Consider the following 20,175-nt stretch of genomic DNA (forward strand, 5'->3'; position numbering starts at 1 on the left):
TATGGCTGAGCTTGAGGTTGAGATTGTCGCAGCGGACCACTTCGTGTGGTCCGGAGCGGCCAAGATGGTCAAGGCCCGCACCAGCGATGGTGAAATCGGAATCCTGCCCGGCCACTCGCCCCTGCTGGCGATTCTGGCCGAAGGTGAACTGGCGATTGAGCCGGTGTCCGGTGACCGCATTGCTGTAGTTGTCGACGGCGGGTTCTTCTCCGTCGACAACAACAGGGTCGTCATTGTTGCTGACAACGCCCAAATGGGCGACGCGGCTACTGCGGGGATCCGCTAGCCCGACCTTGATGAACGTTACTGGTTTTCCGTTCATCGTCCTGGCAACCGTGTTTGCGTTGCTGGTCTTTGCACTGTGCCTTTCCGGGGTGCGCCGCTTCAATCTGCGGCGCGCCCTGGGCACGGTGGACGCCTCTATCTGCATTGCTGGAAACAGCTGGCAGATGGGGGTTTGTCGTTATCAGGACAACGACCTGGAATGGTTCCGGCTTGCCTCGCTGAGCGTGCGGCCGAAACATACCTTCCGCCGCAGCTCCCTTGAGCTGCTGGGGCGCCGCGAGCCCACCGAAGTCGAACTCGTCAAGGTGCAGCCGGAAACCGTGATCGTCGAACTGCGCTACGAGGGCCGCGACGTGCTGCTCGCGATGAGATTCGATGCCTACACCGGCCTCTCCTCGTGGCTTGAGGCCGGTCCGGTCATCGGCGTCGGCACCTGGCGCTAGTCCAGGTGGGTTTCGCCGAGGGCATCCGGATCGACGACGGCCCGGTCCTATGGGCCGCGTGCGCCGCCGGGGTTGTTGGGATGCTGTACCTGATCCGGCCGCACAGCGGCTGGAAGCGCGCGCCCGGTCGCAAGGCTTGGGCCGTGCCGCCTGCTGCCCTCCTACTTTCCCTCGCGCTGGTGCTCGGCGTTCACTGGCTCCTCGTTTACCCCTTCGCTCTCTTTCCGGACGTGCTCCCGCCCGAGGTCCTCGCCTGGTCCGTCCCGGCCGTCACCGCGCTGCTGCTGGCGCTCCACCGTGGCTGGACCGTGTGGCGGTCCCGTCCACGTCCGGCCCGCCGCCGCAGGGTGGCCGTGACGGCAGCCGCGGCCGCCTTTGCCGGTGTGCTCGCGCTTTCGGCGATCCAGATCAACGCCTACTTCGGGCTGAACCACACCGTGAGCGACCTCACCGGGACCGCCGTCGCACGGATCCCGGCTCTGGAAGCCGGACTCCAGCGCCAGGCCGGGGAGCCCGCCACCGTCGGCCTGGCCGGGTGGACACCGCGGGCAACCCTTCCCGCGGGCGGCCTTGTCCGCAAGGCCTCTATCCCGGGCACCGTGTCCGGCTTCCGCAGCCGGGATGCCTACGTTTATCTGCCGCCCGCCTACCAGGCCTCACCGCGCCCGGCACTTCCTGTGCTGGTGCTCTTCTCCGGCCAGCCCGGAAGCCCTGCCGACTGGGTCACCGGCGGCGCCCTGCGGAGCCGGATGGACCTCTTCGCGTCAGCCCACCACGGAGTGGCCCCCGTGGTCATCGTGGTCGATCCCAACGGCACCCCCAACGGCAACGTCCTCTGCATGGACAGCCAAATCGCGCAGGCGGACACCTTCCTTGCCGAGGATGTGCCCGGCTGGATCCGCGCGACGTTCGATGTGGACCCGGATCCGCGGAAGTGGGCGGCCGGAGGGTTCTCCTTCGGCGCCACCTGCGCCGTCCAAATGGCGACCCGGCACCCTGACGTTTACAGCGCGGCACTGGCGTTTTCGAGCGAGCAGGAGCCCGCCCTCGCCAAGGAGCGGCATAAGACCATCGAGGCGTCGTTCGGCGGCGACACCGCGGCCTTCGAACGGCAGACGCCGCTGCACCTCATGCAGCAGCGCCGCTTTGACGGCAACGCCCTCTACTTCGGAGCCGGCGAGCGGGATCCCGAGTTCATCGAGTACATGGGCGTGCTGGCTGGTGCCGCCCGCTCGGCCGGGTTCTCCGTCGACGGGCAGGTGATTCCACGCACGGGCCATTCCTGGACGGTCGCTGCCAAGGGACTGTCCGCCGGCCTCGACTTCCTGGCCCCGCGATGGGGGATCAAGAAGTGAGGAACGCCATTCGCCGGATCGGGCGTTACCTGCAGGGGATTCCCTTCTCGCTGGCCTTTCTGGCGGCGTTCCTGGGAGTCGGCGCAGCTACCGGCAGTTTCCTGACCGGCCCGCCGGAAGCACTGCTTGAGGTGGCCTCGGTAAGTGCCCCCGGGTTGCAGGGCGGACTGTGGTGGACCATGTTCAGCTCGCTGTTCTTCGCGACCAACCCCCTGGCCTACCTCGCGGCATCGCTGATGGTTCTGGGGCTGCTGGGCCTCGCCGAACGGCAGCTCGGAACCCTGCGCACAGCCGTCTTCTTCTTTGCCGGGCAGTTCGCCGCGGTGACGCTGTTCCTGCTCGTCACCCAGCTCGCTCTCTTTGCGGGCGACGGCTGGCTCGGCCCGATGGCCGGGGACCGGCTGATCGGCCCGTACGCGGCTATCCTTGCCGTCGCGCTCGCGGCCGGCGCCCTCCTGCCGGCGCTGTGGCAGCGGCGGCTGCGGACCGCCGTCGTCTCCGGGTCCCTGTTGCTCGTGCTGTATGTGGGGCACGCGGAAACGGTGGTGGGCCTGTCCGGCGCCCTGTCCGGACTCATGGCCGGCTGGTGGATCCAGGGAGACAAGGGGACGCTCCACCGCCACCGCTCTACCGGCCGGGAGACCCGCAACCTCCTGGCGCTGACGGTGGCGATCTTCGCCGTGGGCCCCATCATCACGGCCGCGGTGCGAAGCCCCACCGGGCCGCTGGCCCTGCTGCGGGACGTGGTGCTGAATCCGCTGCCCACGCTGAACCAGCTGGAGCAGAACTGCGGAGGCGGCGTCGACATCACCTGCCTCAGCGCCGGGCGGGAGGGGTACGCCGGACCCCTCGGCCTGGCCCTGGCCGTGGTGCCGGTGGTGCTGCTGCTGATTTGCGCCGACGGCATGCGGCACGGGCGCCGGCTCGCACTGCGGATCGCGATCCTGGTGCAGCTGGGTGTTACCGCCCTGGCAGCCGTTTACCTGGCCCTGTTTGCCCGGATTCCGCACTATCCCGGCCGGCCGCACACGGCCATAATGGGTTCCGGCTTTGTCCACGTCCTGCCACTCGTGGCAGTGCCGCTGGGCCTGGTGCTGCTGCTGTTCGCCAACCGGCGCCTGTTCCGGGTGGAAACCACGCGGCGGGCCCGCCGCATCCTCGCGCTGACGGTGGCGGGGACCTTCCTGGTGCTCGCCGGGGGCTATGGCGCCGCATGGTTTGCCTCGGGCGGGTTGGAGCGCGACGGCGGCTGGCTGGGACTCGCCGCGGAGCTCGCCCGGCAGTACCTGCCGCTGCCCATTCCCGGCATCTACAACCGCGTGTTCCAGAACCGCAACGCGGCCGAGGCTTTCCTGTTCGCCTCCTCCGGCATCATCTTCTGGGTCGTGGCGCTGGCCGGGGTCTGGCTGGTGCTGCTGCGCCGCCACCACGGCACGGATGCGGGGGCCGAGGACCGGGAAAGGGCCCGCGGCCTCATCCGGCAAGGCGGCGACTCACTGTCCTGGATGGCGCTCTGGGCACCCAACACGTACTGGTTTGCACCCGAGGGCCGCGGGGGAGTGGCCTACCAGCAGCACGGCAACGTCGCGCTGACGGTGGCGGGACCTTTCGGCCCGGCATCGCACCGCGAGGAAACTGCCGCGCTGTTCCTGTCCTACTGCACCGAGCACGCGCTGATCCCGTGCTTCTATTCCTGCACGGACGAGCTGTGGCCCCTGCTTCAGGGCCGCGGCTTCCGCAGGGTTGCGGTGGCGCTGGAGACCCGACTGGCGGTCCGCGAACTGGAGTTCAAAGGCAAGGAATGGCAAAACGTCCGGACGGCGCTGAACCGGGCGGCCAAGACCGGCGTCCGTGCGGTCTGGGGCCGTTATCGGGAATTCTCCCCTTCGCTGCGGGCCCAGTTGAGCGAGGTCTCAGAAGAGTGGGCGGCCGGCAAGTCGGTCCCGGAGATGGGATTCACGCTGGGCAGCCTCGACGAGCTCGAAGACGAAGAAGTGCTGTGCTGCGTTGCCGTGGACGCCGAGGACCGCGTGCACGGGGTCACCAGCTGGCTGCCGGTTTACGACGGCGGACGGGTGGTGAGCTGGACGCTGGACGTCATGCGCCGCCGCGGTGACGCCTTCCCCGGCGTGATGGAGTTCCTGATCGCCTCTGCCGTGCTGGAGCTGCGGGACTCGGTGGAAGTGATCTCGCTCTCCGGCTCGCCGCTCGCCAGGGAGGAGGCGCGGGGAGATGGCGACGGAGGGCCGCGCGACAGCGAGGGGCTCGCCGGAATTCTGGACGTGGTGGGCCGTGCGCTGGAACCGGCTTACGGATTCCGTTCCCTGGCCACGTTCAAATCGCGGTTCAAACCGGATTACCGCACGCTCTACCTGTACTACCAGGATCCGTTGCAGCTGCCGGCGATGGGGCGCGCTTTGAGCCGCGCTTACCTTCCCGACCTTTCAGTCCGCCAGAGTGCGCGTCTGCTCCGCACGCTGGTGCGCTAATTCGGAGCCGGTGCCATTATCCGCCTGCCGTTTAGGGGAATCCCCGCAAACAATGCTGCCGCCGGAGGGGTCAAACGCAAAGAAATGATCCCCGGCAATAATGCCGGGGATCATTCGTGCAGCGGTACTGCCGGAAGCAGTATTGCCGGAGAGATTAGACCAGCGTGACGCCGGTAGCCTGGGGGCCCTTGGCGCCCTGGCCGATCTCGAACTGAACGCGCTGGTTCTCGTCGAGGGTCTTGAATCCGCCGGTCTGGATCTCGGAGTAGTGAACGAAGACATCGCCATCGGAGTCATCCGGGGTGATGAAGCCGAAGCCCTTTTCAGCGTTAAACCACTTGACGGTTCCCTGTGCCATTTAATTCTCCTCATTGTGGATCTTGAAGAAGTCCGGCGCACTTTGCACCGGGCTTGGTCACTCTGCGAGAAGAACCTTGGCTTCCGCCCGGATTGACCGGGCCTTGGCGGCAGGAGCTTCACGCTCGCAACATGTCTTGCGAGCATGAAAAACACCTACACAAAGACTGGTACAAGAATTTCATGCCGCCTGCGTCAGGTCAACGGGCCCGGCGCATAATTCCAGAAATTTTATGTAAAGAGTTCATGAACGAGATCCCGGCCGCAGAAAGCGTTCGGAACCGCCGCTGCGCCGAAAGACACATTAGGAAAGCGGTGCCAGCCATTCCCCGCAGCGCATTACGCGGTAAAGGCCGAGTCCGGAATTGACGACGACGGCGTCGGCCCGAAGCCCGCCGCGCAGGGAGCCCAGTTCGGCGCCGAGCCCGAGGACCGCGGCGGGGACCGCCGTGGCCGAGCGGACGGCGTCGGGCAGCGGCACACCGGCGGCGACGGTGCGGCGGACGACGTCGAGCAGCGTGGCGGTGCCGCCGGCGAGGGCGCCGCCGGGGTCGAGGCGGGCGACGCCGGCCGAGACGGTGACGGCGGAGCGGCCCAGGCTGTAAGCGCCGTCGGGCAGGCCGGCGGCGGCCATCGAATCGGTCACCAGCGCGATGTTGGCGGCGCCGGCCAGTTGGAACACCGTGGCGACCATGGCCGGGTCCAGGTGCGTGCCGTCGGCGATCAGTTCGAGCACGGCCTCGCCGGATGCGGCGCTGCGCAGGCACGCGGAGACAGGGCCCGGTGCCCGGTGATGCAGGGGCGGCATGCCGTTGAACAGGTGGGTCACCGTGGGCCGCGTGCCGCGCACGGACGACGAGGTGCGCAGTGCCGCCGCGGCCGAGCGGAGCGACGCCGCGGCGGTGGCGTCGTCGCAGTCGGTATGGCCCAGCGAGGGGACCACGCCGTGCCCGGCCAGCATCGGGACGAGTCCGTCCGCTCCGGAAAGCTCGGGGGCGAAGCTCATCGTGGCGAGGGTGCCGCGTGCGGCGGCTACCAGCTCGGCGAGGAGTCCCGGATCGGGATCGCGCAGGAAGTCCGGGTCCTGCGCACCGCACCGTGCCGCGGCGAGGAAGGGGCCCTCCAGATGGATTCCGGCCAGCAGGCCCTCCTCGCTCAGTCCGGCGAGCAGGGCGATTCCGTGCAGCAGCGACTCCCGGGAGGCGGTCACGAGGCTGGCGAGCAGGGTGGTGGTCCCGGAACGGTGCAGGAAGTCGATGGCACGCCGCGCCGGGGCCTCCGCGCCGCCGGGGAAGTCGCCGCCGTACGCGCCGTGGCAGTGCAGGTCCACCAGTCCCGGAAGGATGAGGGCGCCGGGCGGCAGCTCCGGGGCCGGCGCGTCACCGAACCCGGCGGTCCCGGGGCTGAATCCGGCGGCGGGGCCGGCGTACGCGATCCGCCCGCCCGCCACGGCCAGGACGGCGTCGTGCTGCACGGCACCATCGCTGACCAGCGTGCCGTAGAGCAGGTGGCGGCCGGCCGGGGTGAGGTTCATGCTCAGAGTCTAGGGCGGGTCAGCCGGGAGGGCCCTAGAAGAGGCGGGACTCGCTGTCGTCGACGCCGCGCATGGCGTCGTAGTCCAGGGTGACGCAGTCGATGCCGCGGTCGTTCGCCAGCACCTTGGCCTGCGGCTTGATCTGCTGGGCGGCAAAGATACCGCGCACCGGCGCCAGCAGCGGATCGCGGTTCAGCAGCTCAAGGTAGCGGGTGAGCTGCTCGACCCCGTCGATGTCGCCGCGGCGCTTGAGTTCGATCGCCACCGTGGCGCCGTTGGCGTCGCGGGCCAGGATATCCACCGGGCCGATCGCGGTGAAGTATTCGCGGCGGATCAGTGAGAAGCCGGCGCCGAGGGTCTCGATCTGCTCCGCGAGCAGCCGCTGCAGGTCCGCCTCGACCCCGTCCTTGATCAGTCCGGGGTCCTGGCCCAGCTCATGGAAGGTGTCATGCAGCTGTTCGTGGATGTTGATGATGAGCCGGTCATCGGTCTTCGCGGACTGCACGGTCCACTGCTCGATGACGCCGACTTCGACGTCGACCTCGTCCGGCGTGGAGACGCGCAGGCTGGCCGGAGGACTCATCCAGTTCAGCGGCTTGTAGGATCCGCCGTCCGAGTGGACCAGGACCGAACCGTCGGCTTTGACCAACAGGAGCCGGGTGGCGAGCGGAAGATGGGCTTTGAGCCGGCCGACATAATCAACGGAGCAACGGGCTATGACTAAACGCACCCGGTCAACACTACCGCCTGATGCGGTGCTCCCGGGAGCCGTGGCGGCCTCCTGGTGGCGGGGGAGCGGCCGGGCTGGGGCAGAATGGAGTCATGCCCCGTTCCAACCGACCCCGCCGAGCCGCTTCGGGCCACACCCCCGGAGGGAAGGGCGCAGGGAAGGGCGGAGGGAAGAGCGCAGGAAAGGGCGCAGGGAAGGGCGCCGGCAAGCACGCCGCCGGACCCGCGCCGGAACTGGACCTGGAGCGCGCCCGGACCGGGATCGCAAGGCGGGAGAGCGCCCCCGACGGCGAATGGATAGTCCGCTCGATCTCCGCCAGTCGGGCCGGAAAGACCTACATCTGCCCCGGATGCTTCACCGCCGTGCCGCCGGGCACCGCGCACCTCGTCGTCTGGTCCGAGGACCACATCTTTGGCGCGGCCGCCGGCCTGGCCGAGCGCCGGCACTGGCACTCGAACTGCTGGACCTCGCGCAGCTACCGGTACCGCTGAGCAGCTTCGCAGGGGGCCAACTGAAACGGCCAACCGTGCCCGGTTTCGCTAAGCTGGAGGGCATGACTTTCGACCCGGCGTCCTATGTGTTCAGCCAGCCCACCGCCCCCACCGCAATCCGTGCCTCGACCGTGCTGCCGGCGCACCGCGAAAACGTGGAACTTCGCACCGAGGACGGACACCGGCTGGTTGGCGAACTGGCGCTTCCCGAGTCGGGGGAGATCAAGGCAACCCTCATCACGCTGCACCCGCTGCCGACCCACGGCGGCTTCATGGACTCGCACGTCTACCGGAAGGCTTCCTACCGCCTCCCGGCCCTCGCCGGCATTGCGGTGCTGCGGTTCAACACCCGCGGGACCTCTTCACCGCGCGGAACCAGCCAGGGTTCCTTTGAGGAAGGCATCGGCGAACGGCTCGACGTGGAGGCGGCGGTGCGCTTCGCCGTCGAGCGCGGGCTGCCAAACCGCTGGCTGGTCGGCTGGTCCTTTGGCACCGAACTCGCACTGATGTACGGCGCCACCGAACCTGTGGCCTCCGAAATCGAGGGCGCCATCCTGCTCTCGCCCCCGCTGCACCGCGCCACGGACGTCCATCTCAAGGAGTGGGCCGCCTCCGGCAAGCCACTGAAGGTCCTGGTTCCGGAGCACGACGACTACCTGCAGCCGGTGGCCGCCGCCGAGCGTTTCAGCCTGGTGCCGCACGCCGACGTCGTGGGCGTCGACGGCGCGAAGCACCTGTGGGTGGGGGAGAAGTACGCCGGCCGGGTGCTCAACGAGATCGTGGCCGAGGTGCTCCCGGGCGGCAGCAGTGCCCTGCCCGAGGAGTGGGCAGGGCCGGTGGCCACCGCCCACGCCTGAGCCGGTAAACGCTAGTGCTTGTCCTGGCGGACGATGAAGATTTCCTTAACCAGCAGCATGATCGCCGCGGCCGTGGGGATGGCGATCAGGGCGCCAAGCACGCCTAGGACGCTGCCGCCGGCGATCACCGAGATCACGGCGACCGCGCCGGGGACTGCGACTGCCTTCTGCATGATGCGCGGCGAGATGAAGTACGCCTCGAACTGCAGGTAGGCGAAGTAGCAGATCGCGAAGACGACGGCCGTCTGCCAGCCCGCGGTGAGGGCGATCAGGGTGACCAGGACGCCGGCGATCATGCCGCCGACCAGCGGGATGAAGGCAAGCAGGGCCACAACGAACGCGAGAAGCAGGGCGAACGGCACCCCCACAATCGACATCACGATGAAGGCGAAGGTGGCGTTCAGCAGCGCCACGCAGACCTGGCCGATCACGTAGTTGCCGACCGATCCGGTGATCTCCTCGGACAGCGCCTCGACGCGCGCGCGGCGGGACCGCGGGGCGAGCCGGTAGCCCCACTTCTTCATGGCCGGCATGGCCGAGAGGAAGTAGAGGCTGAGGACCAGGACGATCAGGGCGCCGAACAGGCCGTTCGCCACGGTGGAGCCGAACCCGACGACGCCGCCGAAGATGCCGCTCATGGCCTCCGGGTTGTTGACGAACTTCTCGAGTTCCTGGCTGATCCGGTCGCGCACGCCGAACTGGCTGTCCACCGTGCGGAAGAAGTCGGAGTCGATGAAGTCCTGGATCCAGTGCGGCGCTTCCTGGACGACCTGCGTCACCTGCTGGACGATGGTGGGGATCAACGTGGCGAAGAAACCGGTGACGGCCAGCGCCAGCACGGCGACGGAGACCAGGATTCCGGCCGGCCGAGGCACCTTTTTGCTTTCCAGCCAGCGCACCACGGGATCCAGGCCGAGCGCAATGAACAGTGCGGTGACGATCCAGAGCAGCAGCTGGGTGGTGTTGGAGCCGATCCAGTAAACCAGCAGGGCCGCGCCCACGCCGACCGTCCCCATGAAGCCGACGTACAGCGGGTGCTGGGACGACATCCGCGGACCGGGAGCGCCGAACTTTGCGGTGCTCTCGCTGTCCGGGGCGGGTGCGGCTTCCTCGTCGTGTTCGGGCGGCATCTCGAAACGCAGGCGCGGCTGGGCACCGGGCAGCGGCTGCCGCAGGCGGCGCGCCATCGAAATCAGGAAGCCCGCCGCGGCCGCGCGCGGCGTCGAGGGCTGCGGGGCCGGCTCGTGCGGGCCGTGTGGCTGGCTGGCGGATTCCTGGCTTGCGGGGTGTCCTGCGGGGGACACATCCGTGGGTTCAGTCACTGCGTTGAAGGCCCTTTTTCTCGGAAAATTCCCTGCAAAACCGCGGTTGCGGGCCGGGTGTGATGATCACCGCAAACACTATCAGCAGCCTTGCGAACTGGCGGGCCAGCAGCGCCTCATGAGGCCGCTGAGGGGCTTGACAAAGACCCCGATCTGACTCTCAGGTAACAAAACGGTTACTCTTAAAGCTACGTGTCCGCTGATGATAGGTAATATTTTGCGTTTCAAGACTGCAGTCGCACTTGTGCTGCTCGGCCTCCTGACACTGCTGGCCGGAATCGGCCAGAAGACGGTTTGGGCTCCGGCCGAGACCGTCACCGCCACCGCACCCACGGGCGGCACCGCCGCCCCGTTGACCGTCTTCGACGAGAAACTGCGAACCCTGCACGGCGGCACGGTGAAGATCCACGTCAAGGGGGAGGGCAACTTCATCCTCGCCGCCGGCCGGCCGGACGACGTCGATGCGTGGGTTGGGAAGACCGCCCACAACACCGTTTCCGGTGTCTCGGACGACGGCAAGTCGCTGAAGCTTGACCACGCCGACGGCGACGCCAAGGCGCCGTCCCCGGCAGGCTCCGACCTGTGGGTCACGACGGAGAACGCCAATGGCGAGCTGGACTACTCCTGGACGGCGCCGGCGGACGGGGACTGGGCGCTGCTGCTCGCCTCGGACGGCTCCAAGCCCGCCCCCTCGTCGATTTCGATGACGTTCCCGAACGACACGTCCACTCCCTGGGCCGTTCCGTTCATGGTCCTGGGCGGCCTGCTGATCCTGGCCGGCGCTGCCTTGCTGCTGATCAAGCCGGCGCGGGACAACAAGGGCAACGCCGGCGACGGCGGTGCAGCCGGCGGCTCCGGCGGGGGCACTCCGAAGGGCAGCTTGTTTGCACAGCGCGCGCGGGCCAAGGCCAAGGCAAAGGTCGCTGCCACGGACGCCGGCGGTGCCACGGGCGCCGCCCCGGCCCGCGACAGCAGTGTTGAACGCGTTGTTGCCCCGTCAGCCTTCCGCCGCCGCTCCGGCGTTGCGGTAGCGTTGCTGACCGCCGCCGCGGTAGCGGGCACGGGCGTCGCGGCGCAGGCCAGCCAGGCTCCCTCGCCCTCGCCGAGCAGTTCCTCGCCCTCGGCTGCAGGCCAGGATGCCGATGCTCCGGTCCTGCTGGACGCGCAGTTCCGGCGCATCCTTGAGCAGGTCGCCAGCGCCGTCGACGCCGGCGACGCGGCCAAGGACGCCGCCAAGCTCACGCCCCGGGTAGGGGCGACCGAGCTTGAGGTGCGCAAGCAGAACTACAAGATCCGTTCCAAGGTGGGGAGCTACGAGCCCCGGATGCCGGTGCGCGCCACGAAGCTCCTCACCACAGTGGTCAGCAACAAGCGCGACTGGCCGAGGTCCGTCATGGCGGTGACGCAGGGCGACGGCAACGTGGTCCCGCAGCTGCTGACCCTCGTGCAGGCCTCCCCGCGGGAGAACTACAAGCTGGTCGGGGCTACCCCGCTGCAGCCGGGCACCACCTTCCCGGGTATCAACCGCGGGGGCACCGAAACCCTGGCGGCCTCGGACAAGTCCGGGCTGCTGTACAGCGGCCAGGAGGCGCTGTCCGGGCTGGCCGACCGGCTGACCAAGGCTGACTCCAGCTTCAAGGACAAGCTCACCGAGGGGCAGTCCTCGCCGTACATTGCCGACACCCTGGCGTACCAGAAGGACGTGGTGAAGTCGGGCACGAACGGCAAGTTCAGCTTCAGCCACAAGGTTGTTCCTGAGGACACCGTGGTGTTCCGCACTGCCGACGGCGGCGCCCTGGTCCTGGGCCGTCTGGACTTCGCCTTCGACGGGACGCCGAAGAACTCCGGCGACAAGCTGACGATCGGTAACGACGCCGCGGCCCTGGCCGGAGGCAAGGAGACGAGCACGGGTATGGTCCTGAGCTTCGCCGAAGCCGTGGCCGTCTACGTCCCGCCGACCGGCTCCAAGGATCCGATGAAACTGGTTGCCGCCACCCGCGGCCTGGTCGGGGCAAAAATCAAGTAGCCTCCAGCCGGACACTGTCCGTCCGGCACCCCGGCCGGAGCCACACCGCAACGACCGGGCCGCAATCGCGGCCCGGTCGTTGCTGCGTGGGGCGTAGTGGATAGAGTGGAGCTATGACTTCGCCAGCTTCCCGCCCGGTCCCTCCAGCTGCAGCCAACCCGCTCAATCTGCGGGGCGCCGTCGACCTCTCCTCGCTGAAGCAGCGCCCCGCGCCGCCGGCGGGCGCCGGGGCGGGCCGGCCGCCGGCCCCGGGGGCTGCCGGCACGGCCCCCGGTGAACCCGGGGGCGGTTCCGCCGGTGCGCCGCTGCGCGTGGACGTCACCGAGGCCAACTTCCAGGAGCTCGTGGACCTTTCCGCCCAGGTTCCGGTGGTGATTGCGCTGTGGGCCAACTACTCGCCCGGGTCCGCGCAGCTCGTGGATGTGCTGGAGCAGATCGTCGAAAGCTACGAGGGCCGGCTGGTCCTCGGCGCCGCCGACATTGAAGCCTTCCCGCAGCTCGCGCAGGCGTTCCAGGTGCAGGCTGTTCCGACCGCCGTCGCGCTGGTCAAGGGCCAGCCCGTGCCGCTGTTCCAGGGCGGCGCCGAGGAGCAGCAGGTGCGCAGCCTCTTTGACGAACTCCTCAAGGTTGCGGGGGCCAACGGCGTGACCGGCCGGATCGGAGCCGGCGGACCCGGGGCCGCCGAGCCCGAGGCTCCGCCGCTGCCGCCGCTGCACCAGAAGGCGTTCGACGCCATCGAGGCCGGCGACTACGCCGGCGCTGCCGCGGCTTACCGGCAGGCGCTGACCGAGATGCCCGCCGACGCCGAGGCCAAGGCCGGCCTGGCGCAGGTCGAGCTCATGGGCCGCCTGCAGGCACTGTCCGCCGCGGAAACGGACGCACTCCGCGGCCGTGCCGCCCAGGAGCCGGACAGCCTGGAGGCCCAGCTCGCCGTCGCCGACCTGGACATTGCCGGCGGCCACGTCGAGGACGGCCTGGGCCGGATCGTGACGTTCATCGGCCGGAACTTCGGCCCTGAACGGGAAACCGCCCGGGTGCGCCTGCTGGAGCTTTTCGACGTGGTGGGAACTTCCGATGACCGCGTCGCCAAGGCCCGGCAGAACCTCGCGCGGGTGCTGTTCTAGTGGGCTCCGCGCTGTTTACCCCGCTGGAGCTGCGCTCGCTGCGGCTGGAGCACCGCGGCTGGGTCTCGCCGATGTGCCAGTACAGCTGCGAACCCGACACCGGCGAAGGCGTGCCCAACGACTGGCACCTGATGCACCTCGGCTCCTTCGCCACCGGCGGAGCCGCCCTCATCCTGACCGAGGCGGCCGCCGTTAACGCGGCCGGGCGGATCAGCCCCCGGGACGCCGGGCTCTACAACGACGCCCAGGCCGAGGCATGGGAGCGGATCGTCTCCTTCGTGCACCGCCACGGGTCCGCGAACGCCAAGATCGGGACCCAGCTGGCGCACGCCGGGCGCAAGGCCTCCTCCTACTGGCCGTTCTCCGGCAAATCCGGCACCGTGCCCGCCTCCGAAGGTGGCTGGAACACCCTGGGCCCGGGCACCGGCGCCTTCGACGGCTACGCCCCGCCGTCGGCCATGACAGAGCAAGAGATCGACGGCGTGATCGCCGACTTCACCGCCGCCGCCGTCCGGGCTGTCGGCGCCGGCTTCGACACGATCGAGATCCACGGCGCCCACGGCTACCTGCTGCACCAGTTCCAGAGCCCGCTGGTCAACGACCGGACCGACAGCTGGGGCGGGGACGAGACCGGGCGCAATCGGTTGACCCTGGCAGTGATCGACGCCGTCCGGGACGTCATCCCGGACTCGATGCCGCTTCTGCTGCGGATCTCCGCCTCCGACTGGGCCGACGGCGGCGTCGACGCCGAAGCCTCGGTGCGGTTGGCCCGCGCAGCCGGCGAACACGGGGTGGACCTCGTGGACGTCTCCAGCGGTGGGGCCGTGGCGCACCAGTCGATCCCGGTCGGCCCCGGCTACCAGACCGGATTCAGCGCCCGGATCCGGCGCGAAGCCGGTGTCCGGACCGGGACTGTGGGGCTGCTGACCTCGGCAGGACAGGCCGAGCACGCCGTCGCCACGGGGCAGGCCGATGGCGTGTTCATCGCCCGTGCCGCGCTGCGGGACCCGCACTGGTGGCTGCGTGCCGCCTTCGAACTGGGCCACGAGCTGGCTTGGCCGCCGCAGTACGAACGCGCCATCCCGCGGCACACGTTTTAGGCGGCCGCGGCGGTTAGTCTAACGTCATGACTTTCGAACAACCGCACGTCCCGGCGCTGGCCCTGCGCGGGCTGGCCAAACGCTTCGGCACCAAGATCGCCGTCGACGGCATCAGCCTCGACGTCCCGGCCGGCTCCTTCTACGGCATCGTCGGCCCCAACGGCGCCGGCAAGACCACAACGCTGTCGATGGCCACCGGGCTGCTGCGGCCGGATTTCGGCACCGCCCTGGTCCACGGGGTGGATGTCTGGCAGCACCCGCTGGAGGCCAAGAAGCTGATGGGGGTGCTGCCGGACGGGGTCCGGCTCTTCGACCGGCTGACCGGCGAGCAGCTGGTGACCTACGCGGGCCTGTTGCGCGGCATGGACCGGGAGGTGGTGGCGTCGCGGGTGGCGGAGCTGCTCGCCGCACTGGACCTCAGCCAGGACGCCGGCACGCTGGTGGTGGACTACTCCGCCGGCATGACCAAGAAGATCGCCCTCGCCTCGGCGCTGATCCACGCGCCCCGGCTGCTGGTGCTGGACGAGCCGTTCGAATCGGTGGACCCGGTCTCCGCCGCCAACATCCGTGACATTCTGGACCGCTACGTCGCGTCCGGGGGCACGGTGATCGTTTCCAGCCACGTCATGGACCTCGTGCAGCGGATGTGCGACCACGTCGCCGTCGTGGCCGCCGGACGGGTGCTGGCCGCCGGCAGCGTGGACGAGGTGCGCGCGGGCGAGTCGCTTGAGGACCGCTTTGTCCAGCTGGTGGGCGGCCGCAGCCATACGGAAGGGCTGGAATGGTTGCGCACCTTCTGAGGCTCAAGCTCACCCTGCTGCGCAACAGCCTCCGGCGCAGCCCCTGGCAGTTGGTGGGCCTGGGCATCGGGGCGCTGTACGCCCTGGGCATTGTGGGGCTCGGCGTCGCCGGGCTGTTGCTCCTGCGCCAGGCCGACGTCGCGACGGCGCAGACGGTGGTGGTGCTGGGCGGCGCCGCCGCGGTCCTGGGCTGGGCGGTCATTCCGATTGTGGCGTCCGCCGCGGACATGACGCTGGACCCGGCCAGGTTCACGACCTTTGCCGTGCCGATGCCGCAACTGCTGGCAGGACTGGCGCTGGCCGGGCTGATCGGCATTCCGGGGGCGGCGACGACGCTCGTGGCGCTGGCCACCGTGGGCACCTGGTCCCGTGGCTTCCTGGCCGCGGCCGGTGCCCTGGCCGGCGCGGTCCTCGGCGTGCTCACGTGCGTCGTGCTCTCCAAGGTGGTCACTGCCGGCACGGTGAGCCTGGCCAGTTCCCGGCGCTTCAAGGACGTCAGCGCGGTGGCGTTCCTGATCCCGCTGGTGTTGATGGGGCCAATTGTGGCCGGCGTCGCCCGCGGAATCGCCGGCAACGCCGGGTTTGTGACTGAGCTGGCGCGGGTCCTCGAATGGACGCCCGCCGGGGCAGCCTGGGCCCTCGGTGGAGAGCTTGCCGCCGGCCACTTTGGTCCGGCCGCGCTCAAGCTGCTCATCGCCGCCGCCACCCTGGCGGCCCTTGCCTTGTGCTGGAAGTTCCTGCTGCAGCGCGCGCTCGTCACACCGCCCTACGCCGGGACCGCCAAAAAGAAAGCATCAGGGCTGGGGCTGTTCGCCCTGGTTCCGGCCACCCCCACGGGGGCCATTGTTGCGCGCTCGCTGAGCTACTGGCTGCGCGATCCACGCTACGCCGGCGCCCTGGTGGTGGTGCCGCTGCTGCCGGTGCTGCTTTTCTTCCAGGCCAGCCAGACAGGGTTCTACGGGATCCTGCTGTTCGTCGGTCCGCTGACCGCCTTCCTGCTCGCCTGGTCCATCGCCTCGGACGTCTCCTACGACAGCACGGCCTTTGCCCTGCACGTCTCGGCCGGCGTGCGCGGCCTGCACGACAGGCTCGGAAGGGCCGTGGCGTGCCTGGTCTTCGCTTTGCCCGTCGTGTTGGCCTTCAGCGTCCTGCCGATGTTCTTCACCGGCGACTGGTCGCTGTTGCCCGGCATCCTGGGCCTGGCCCTGGGGGTGCTGTTCACCGGGCTGGGTCTGTCCTCCGTGGTCTCGGCGCGCTACACCGTGCCCGTGCCGCTGCCCGGCGACAGCCCGTTCAAGAAGCCGCCGGGCAACGTGGCACAGACCCTTGCCGTGCAGTTCGGCGGCATGGCGGTGCTGCTGCTGCTGGTGAGCCCGGAGCTGGCGCTGGTGGCGCTGCAGCTCGCGGGCGGCAGCGCCGTGCCGGGCTGGATCTGCCTGCTCCTCGGCCCGGTGCTGGGCTTCGCGCTGTTCATCGCCGGGGTGCGGCTGGGCGGCAAATGGTTTGATTCGCGCACCCCGGAACTGCTGGCGCAGCTGGCCGTCAACCGCTGACCGGGTCTGACGGCCCGGGCCCATGCGGGCCGGAGTGGGATAGCCTGCCGTCATGGAAGTCGTGATCCTTGCCGGCAGCAGGCCGATTGCCGCGCTCGCCGCCGACGCGATCGAGGCCCTGCTGCGGCGCAAGCCCGACGCCGTCCTGGGCCTGGCCACCGGATCGTCGCCGCTGCCGGTGTACGAGGAGCTCGCACAGCGGCATGAGCGCGGCGGCCTCGACTTCAGCCGTGCCCGGGCCTTCATCCTGGACGAGTACGTCGGGCTCCCGGCGGGGCACCCCGAGTCCTACCGCGAAGTCATCCGGCGCGAATTCGCCGGCCGCGTGAACATCAGCCCGGACAACGTCCGCGGACCCGAGGGGGAGGCCGGCGACATTCCCGCGGCCTGCCGGACGTACGAGGACGCGATCCGGGCCGCCGGGGGAGTCGACCTCCAGCTCCTCGGGGTAGGCACGGACGGCCACATCGGCTTTAACGAACCGGGGTCCTCGCTCGCGTCCCGGACCCGGATCAAAACCCTGGTCGAGCAGACGCGGCGGGACAACGCCCGCTTTTTCGGGAGCCTGGCTGAGGTGCCGCACCACGTCCTCACCCAGGGCCTCGGGACCATCCTGGACGCCCGGCATGTGATCCTCCTCGCCACCGGCGCGCAGAAGGCACAGGCCGTCCGCGACTTCGCCGAGGGACCGGTGGCCGCCATCTGCCCGGCGTCGGTCCTGCAGTTGCATCCCCACGTCACCGTCCTCCTGGACGAGGCGGCGGCCTCCTCGCTCCGACTCGCCGATTACTACCGGCACAGCTTCGACGGCAAGCCGCGCTGGCAGGGCCTGTAACGACGGCAATCCGTCCCACGCCGGAATCCGCCGTCGAGATTCCGTCCGCACCAGCGGCTAAGATGGATGTCATGACCAGCATGACGGATCCCATGACGAGTCCTTTGGAAAACGACCCGATGCGTGAGCTCTCCGGAGCCGGGACGTCGACGGCTACGATTGAGCGCGAGGAACTGCGCCAGGAAGTGGAGCCGGGCGACCGGGAGCGCTTCTCGCACTACGTGCGCAAGGAAAAGATCATGGAATCCGCGCTGTCGGGCGAACCCGTCATTGCCCTTTGCGGCAAGGTGTGGACGCCGGGCCGGGATCCGAAGAAGTTCCCGGTCTGCCCGGAGTGCAAAGAGGTCTACGAGGGCCTCCGCCCGGGCGGCGACGGCGGAGACTCCGGGAAATAGGACCATCGAATTAGGCCACCCGCAGCGGGCTGGGTCCGTTGGGGCTGCCGGCGCCGTGCCGGCGCTGCCGCCCCGCGCTGCGGGATCCGCCGCGTTCCTGCTGTCCGGTTCATCCGAAAAAGATTGGTGTTTTTGTGCTTAATTGGGTTTCTCCGGAACCGGCTGACGTGCGCGGAGGGGAGGACTCCTAAGTGACAGAGACACTCTTTGGCGGACCCGTGCTGCCGCCCGCGTATCCCGAGCGGGCCGCGTGGGGTACCGCCCCGAAGCTGCGCGCCTGGCAGCAGGAAGCGCTGGACAGCTACTTCGGCAGCCACCCCAAGGACTTCCTGGCGGTCGCCACCCCCGGAGCCGGCAAGACCACGTTCGCTTTGCGCGTGGCCTCGATGCTGATCGAGGCCGGCGTGGTGAACCGGGTGACGATTGTGGCCCCGACAGACCACCTCAAGCGCCAGTGGGCCGACGCTGCCGCGAAGGTCGGCATCGCGATCGACCCGAACTTCAAGAACGCTGACGGCCAGCACGGCCGCGGCTTCATCGGCGTCGCGGTCACCTACGCCCAGGTGGCCAGCAAGCCGATGCTGCACCGGGCCAAGACCGAGGCGGCGCGCACGCTGGTGATCCTCGACGAAATCCACCACGGCGGCGAAGCGCTGTCCTGGGGTGACGGCCTGCGCGAGGCCTTCGATCCCGCGGCCCGGCGCCTGTCCCTGACGGGTACCCCGTTCCGTTCGGACACCTCGCCGATCCCGTTTGTCGAGTACGCCGAGGACCGCGACGGCATCCGCCGCTCCAAGGCCGACTACACCTACGGCTACGGCAAGGCCCTCCGCGACCATGTGGTCCGCCCGGTGATGTTCATGGCCTACTCCGGCCAGATGCGCTGGCGGACCAGCGCCGGGGACGAGATGGCCGCCTCCCTGGGCGAAGCCGCGGTCACCAAGGACATCACGTCCCAGGCCTGGCGGACGGCATTGAACCCGGCCGGCGAATGGATCCCGGCCGTGCTGGCCGGGGCGGACAAGCGCCTCAGCGAGGTGCGGCGCACCGTGCCCGACGCCGGCGGCCTGGTGATTGCCACCGACCACGACGACGCGCGGGCCTACGCCGGCCAGTTGAAGAAAATCACCGGCGAATCACCCACCGTCATCCTCTCCGACGACGCGAAGGCCTCCAGCAAGATCGAGGAGTTCTCCGCCGGCGACAAGCGTTGGATGGTTGCGGTCCGTATGGTCTCCGAAGGCGTGGACGTCCCGCGGCTTTCCGTCGGCGTCTACGCGACCTCTACGTCGACCCCATTGTTCTTCGCCCAGGCCGTGGGCCGCTTCGTGCGTGCCCGCAAGCGCGGCGAGACGGCCTCGGTGTTCCTGCCCTCCGTGCCGCAGCTGATGGCGCTGGCGAACTCCATGGAAGCCGAGCGCGACCACGCCCTGGACCGGCCGGAGAAGGAAGACGCCGACGGGCTGTTCAATCCCGAGGACTCGCTGATGGACGAGGCGAACCGCGAGGAGAAAGCCTCCGACACCCTGATGAAGGGCAAGTTCGAGGCGCTCGACTCGCAGGCCTCCTTCGACCGCGTGCTGTTCGACGGCGGCGAGTTCGGGACCGGCGGCGAGGTGGGCTCGGAGGACGAGCTGGACTTCCTCGGGATTCCCGGCCTGCTCGACGCCGAACAGGTCGGCACCCTGCTGCGCCAGCGCCAGCACGAACAGCTCAACCGCAAGAACAAGCGGGCCCCCCAAGCCGCCGCCGAGGCCGTGCCGGCCGTGCCGGACCACCGAATGCTGATGGACCTGCGCACCGAGCTGGCCAAGAACGTCGCGGCCTGGTCCGCCCGGACCGGAACCCCGCACGGCGTCATCCACACCAAGCTCCGGACCGTGTGCGGCGGCCCGGCCGTCGCCCAGGCCAACGAAGAGCAGCTGCAGACGCGGCTGCGGAAGCTTCAGGACTGGTTCATCGGCCGGAAGTAGCCGCCGGAAGCTGCGGCCGCGCCGGCCCGCAGGGCAAAACACGCCACAAAAAAGGGACCGGGGTAACCGGTCCCTTTTAATGCCGCTGCCCCTGCCTTACTGGGCGGCGCCGCAGGTCTGGGAGAATTTCTGGCCGGCCGCGGTGTACTCGGCCTTCAGCTCCTCAAGCTTGGCCGAGTCGGTGTCCTTCTTCGCGGCCTCATCCAGGTAGTCCAGGATCGACTGCAGCGGGGCCTGCAACTCCTCGGAGGCCTTCGCCTCGATGGGCCGGATCTGGTTGGCCAGCCGCGTCATGCCGAACTTGTCCGAGCTGGACGTCGGCGACGAGGTGATGGTCTTGATGCGGGCGCAGGTTTCCTCACTGGTCATCTGCGGGGTGGCAGTGCAGGCGGCTGCACCGAGCAGGGTACCGGCAGCGATCAGGACGGTCAGGGTCTTCTTCATGGTGTACTCCGGGAATTTACGGGTCCGACGTTACTGGCAAGGATTTCGAGTCTACTGTGCGG

At 69.2% G+C, this 20,175-nt stretch carries 19 protein-coding genes; 14 read left to right on the forward strand and 5 right to left on the reverse strand.

The features are described from left to right. Nucleotide 1 precedes the first annotated feature (1 nt). Genes AC1DB8_RS13525 through AC1DB8_RS13540 form a run of 4 tightly spaced genes read left to right on the forward strand, consistent with a single transcriptional unit; the run spans nucleotide 2 to nucleotide 4,572 of the window. Nucleotides 2–286 (forward strand): F0F1 ATP synthase subunit epsilon, encoded by a 285-nt coding sequence (locus AC1DB8_RS13525; RefSeq protein ID WP_104172348.1) that lies wholly within the window; start codon nucleotides 2–4, stop codon nucleotides 284–286. A gap of 10 nt (nucleotides 287–296) precedes the next feature. Further along, the gene (locus AC1DB8_RS13530; protein ID WP_441417359.1) at nucleotides 297–728 is read left to right on the forward strand and encodes a DUF2550 domain-containing protein; all 432 of its coding nucleotides are present in this window, start codon (nucleotides 297–299) and stop codon (nucleotides 726–728) included. Between the two features lie 5 nt (nucleotides 729–733). After that, the gene (locus AC1DB8_RS13535) at nucleotides 734–2,083 is read left to right on the forward strand and encodes an alpha/beta hydrolase (protein WP_476893308.1); all 1,350 of its coding nucleotides are present in this window, start codon (nucleotides 734–736) and stop codon (nucleotides 2,081–2,083) included. Beyond that, a complete protein-coding gene (locus tag AC1DB8_RS13540; RefSeq protein WP_476893309.1) occupies nucleotides 2,065–4,572 on the forward strand; it encodes a bifunctional lysylphosphatidylglycerol flippase/synthetase MprF in 2,508 nt (835 codons plus the stop codon). The genes AC1DB8_RS13535 and AC1DB8_RS13540 overlap by 19 nt, the downstream gene beginning before the upstream one ends. 154 nt (nucleotides 4,573–4,726) lie before the next feature. Here AC1DB8_RS13540 and AC1DB8_RS13545 read toward each other — a convergent pair whose 3' ends face one another. The 3 genes from AC1DB8_RS13545 to nucS form a co-directional block, all read right to left on the reverse strand. After that, complete coding sequence (locus AC1DB8_RS13545; protein WP_011692441.1) at nucleotides 4,727–4,930, reverse strand: cold-shock protein; 204 nt, start codon at nucleotides 4,928–4,930, stop codon at nucleotides 4,727–4,729. Between the two features lie 303 nt (nucleotides 4,931–5,233). Further along, a complete protein-coding gene (locus AC1DB8_RS13550) occupies nucleotides 5,234–6,463 on the reverse strand; it encodes an N-acetylglucosamine-6-phosphate deacetylase (RefSeq protein WP_476893310.1) in 1,230 nt (409 codons plus the stop codon). Nucleotides 6,464–6,497: 34 nt separating this feature from the next. Then, on the reverse strand, nucleotides 6,498–7,193 hold the full coding sequence (gene nucS / locus AC1DB8_RS13555; protein WP_476893311.1) for an endonuclease NucS: 696 nt from the start codon (nucleotides 7,191–7,193) through the stop codon (nucleotides 6,498–6,500). Between the two features lie 92 nt (nucleotides 7,194–7,285). Between nucS and AC1DB8_RS13560 the strand changes: the two genes are divergently transcribed. Together AC1DB8_RS13560 and AC1DB8_RS13565 are read left to right on the forward strand one after the other, a co-directional pair. Next, complete coding sequence (locus AC1DB8_RS13560; RefSeq protein WP_476893312.1) at nucleotides 7,286–7,684, forward strand: ATP/GTP-binding protein; 399 nt, start codon at nucleotides 7,286–7,288, stop codon at nucleotides 7,682–7,684. Between the two features lie 62 nt (nucleotides 7,685–7,746). Further along, on the forward strand, nucleotides 7,747–8,541 hold the full coding sequence (locus tag AC1DB8_RS13565) for an alpha/beta hydrolase (protein ID WP_476893313.1): 795 nt from the start codon (nucleotides 7,747–7,749) through the stop codon (nucleotides 8,539–8,541). A gap of 11 nt (nucleotides 8,542–8,552) precedes the next feature. Here AC1DB8_RS13565 and AC1DB8_RS13570 read toward each other — a convergent pair whose 3' ends face one another. Further along, on the reverse strand, nucleotides 8,553–9,728 hold the full coding sequence (locus tag AC1DB8_RS13570) for an AI-2E family transporter (RefSeq protein ID WP_441417859.1): 1,176 nt from the start codon (nucleotides 9,726–9,728) through the stop codon (nucleotides 8,553–8,555). A 337-nt stretch (nucleotides 9,729–10,065) separates the two neighbouring features. Between AC1DB8_RS13570 and AC1DB8_RS13575 the strand changes: the two genes are divergently transcribed. The 8 genes from AC1DB8_RS13575 to AC1DB8_RS13610 all read left to right on the forward strand — a co-directional run bounded on the left by AC1DB8_RS13575 (nucleotide 10,066) and on the right by AC1DB8_RS13610 (nucleotide 19,669). Beyond that, entirely contained in the window at nucleotides 10,066–11,889 is a 1,824-nt protein-coding gene (locus tag AC1DB8_RS13575; RefSeq protein WP_476893314.1) for a DUF8094 domain-containing protein, read from the forward strand. Between the two features lie 113 nt (nucleotides 11,890–12,002). Continuing rightward, nucleotides 12,003–13,013: a co-chaperone YbbN gene (locus tag AC1DB8_RS13580; RefSeq protein ID WP_476893315.1), complete on the forward strand. Its 1,011-nt coding sequence runs from the start codon at nucleotides 12,003–12,005 to the stop codon at nucleotides 13,011–13,013. Beyond that, entirely contained in the window at nucleotides 13,013–14,113 is a 1,101-nt protein-coding gene (locus AC1DB8_RS13585) for an NADH:flavin oxidoreductase/NADH oxidase (RefSeq protein WP_476893316.1), read from the forward strand. Before AC1DB8_RS13580 ends, AC1DB8_RS13585 begins: the two co-directional genes overlap by 1 nt. Nucleotides 14,114–14,139: 26 nt before the next feature. Further along, complete coding sequence (locus AC1DB8_RS13590; protein ID WP_441417368.1) at nucleotides 14,140–14,913, forward strand: ABC transporter ATP-binding protein; 774 nt, start codon at nucleotides 14,140–14,142, stop codon at nucleotides 14,911–14,913. Further along, entirely contained in the window at nucleotides 14,895–16,466 is a 1,572-nt protein-coding gene (locus AC1DB8_RS13595; protein WP_476893317.1) for a transporter, read from the forward strand. The genes AC1DB8_RS13590 and AC1DB8_RS13595 overlap by 19 nt, the downstream gene beginning before the upstream one ends. Before the next feature lie 52 nt (nucleotides 16,467–16,518). After that, nucleotides 16,519–17,301 (forward strand): glucosamine-6-phosphate deaminase, encoded by a 783-nt coding sequence (gene nagB / locus AC1DB8_RS13600; RefSeq protein WP_476893318.1) that lies wholly within the window; start codon nucleotides 16,519–16,521, stop codon nucleotides 17,299–17,301. 71 nt (nucleotides 17,302–17,372) lie between these two features. Beyond that, nucleotides 17,373–17,696: a DUF3039 domain-containing protein gene (locus AC1DB8_RS13605; protein ID WP_476893319.1), complete on the forward strand. Its 324-nt coding sequence runs from the start codon at nucleotides 17,373–17,375 to the stop codon at nucleotides 17,694–17,696. 191 nt (nucleotides 17,697–17,887) lie between these two features. After that, on the forward strand, nucleotides 17,888–19,669 hold the full coding sequence (locus AC1DB8_RS13610) for a DEAD/DEAH box helicase (RefSeq protein WP_476893320.1): 1,782 nt from the start codon (nucleotides 17,888–17,890) through the stop codon (nucleotides 19,667–19,669). Nucleotides 19,670–19,765: 96 nt separating this feature from the next. Here the strand turns inward: AC1DB8_RS13610 and AC1DB8_RS13615 are convergent, their stop codons facing one another. Beyond that, complete coding sequence (locus tag AC1DB8_RS13615; protein ID WP_441417373.1) at nucleotides 19,766–20,113, reverse strand: hypothetical protein; 348 nt, start codon at nucleotides 20,111–20,113, stop codon at nucleotides 19,766–19,768. Nucleotides 20,114–20,175: the final 62 nt, after the last annotated feature.

The sequence above is a fragment of the Arthrobacter sp. 10N410 genome, assembly GCF_056394945.1.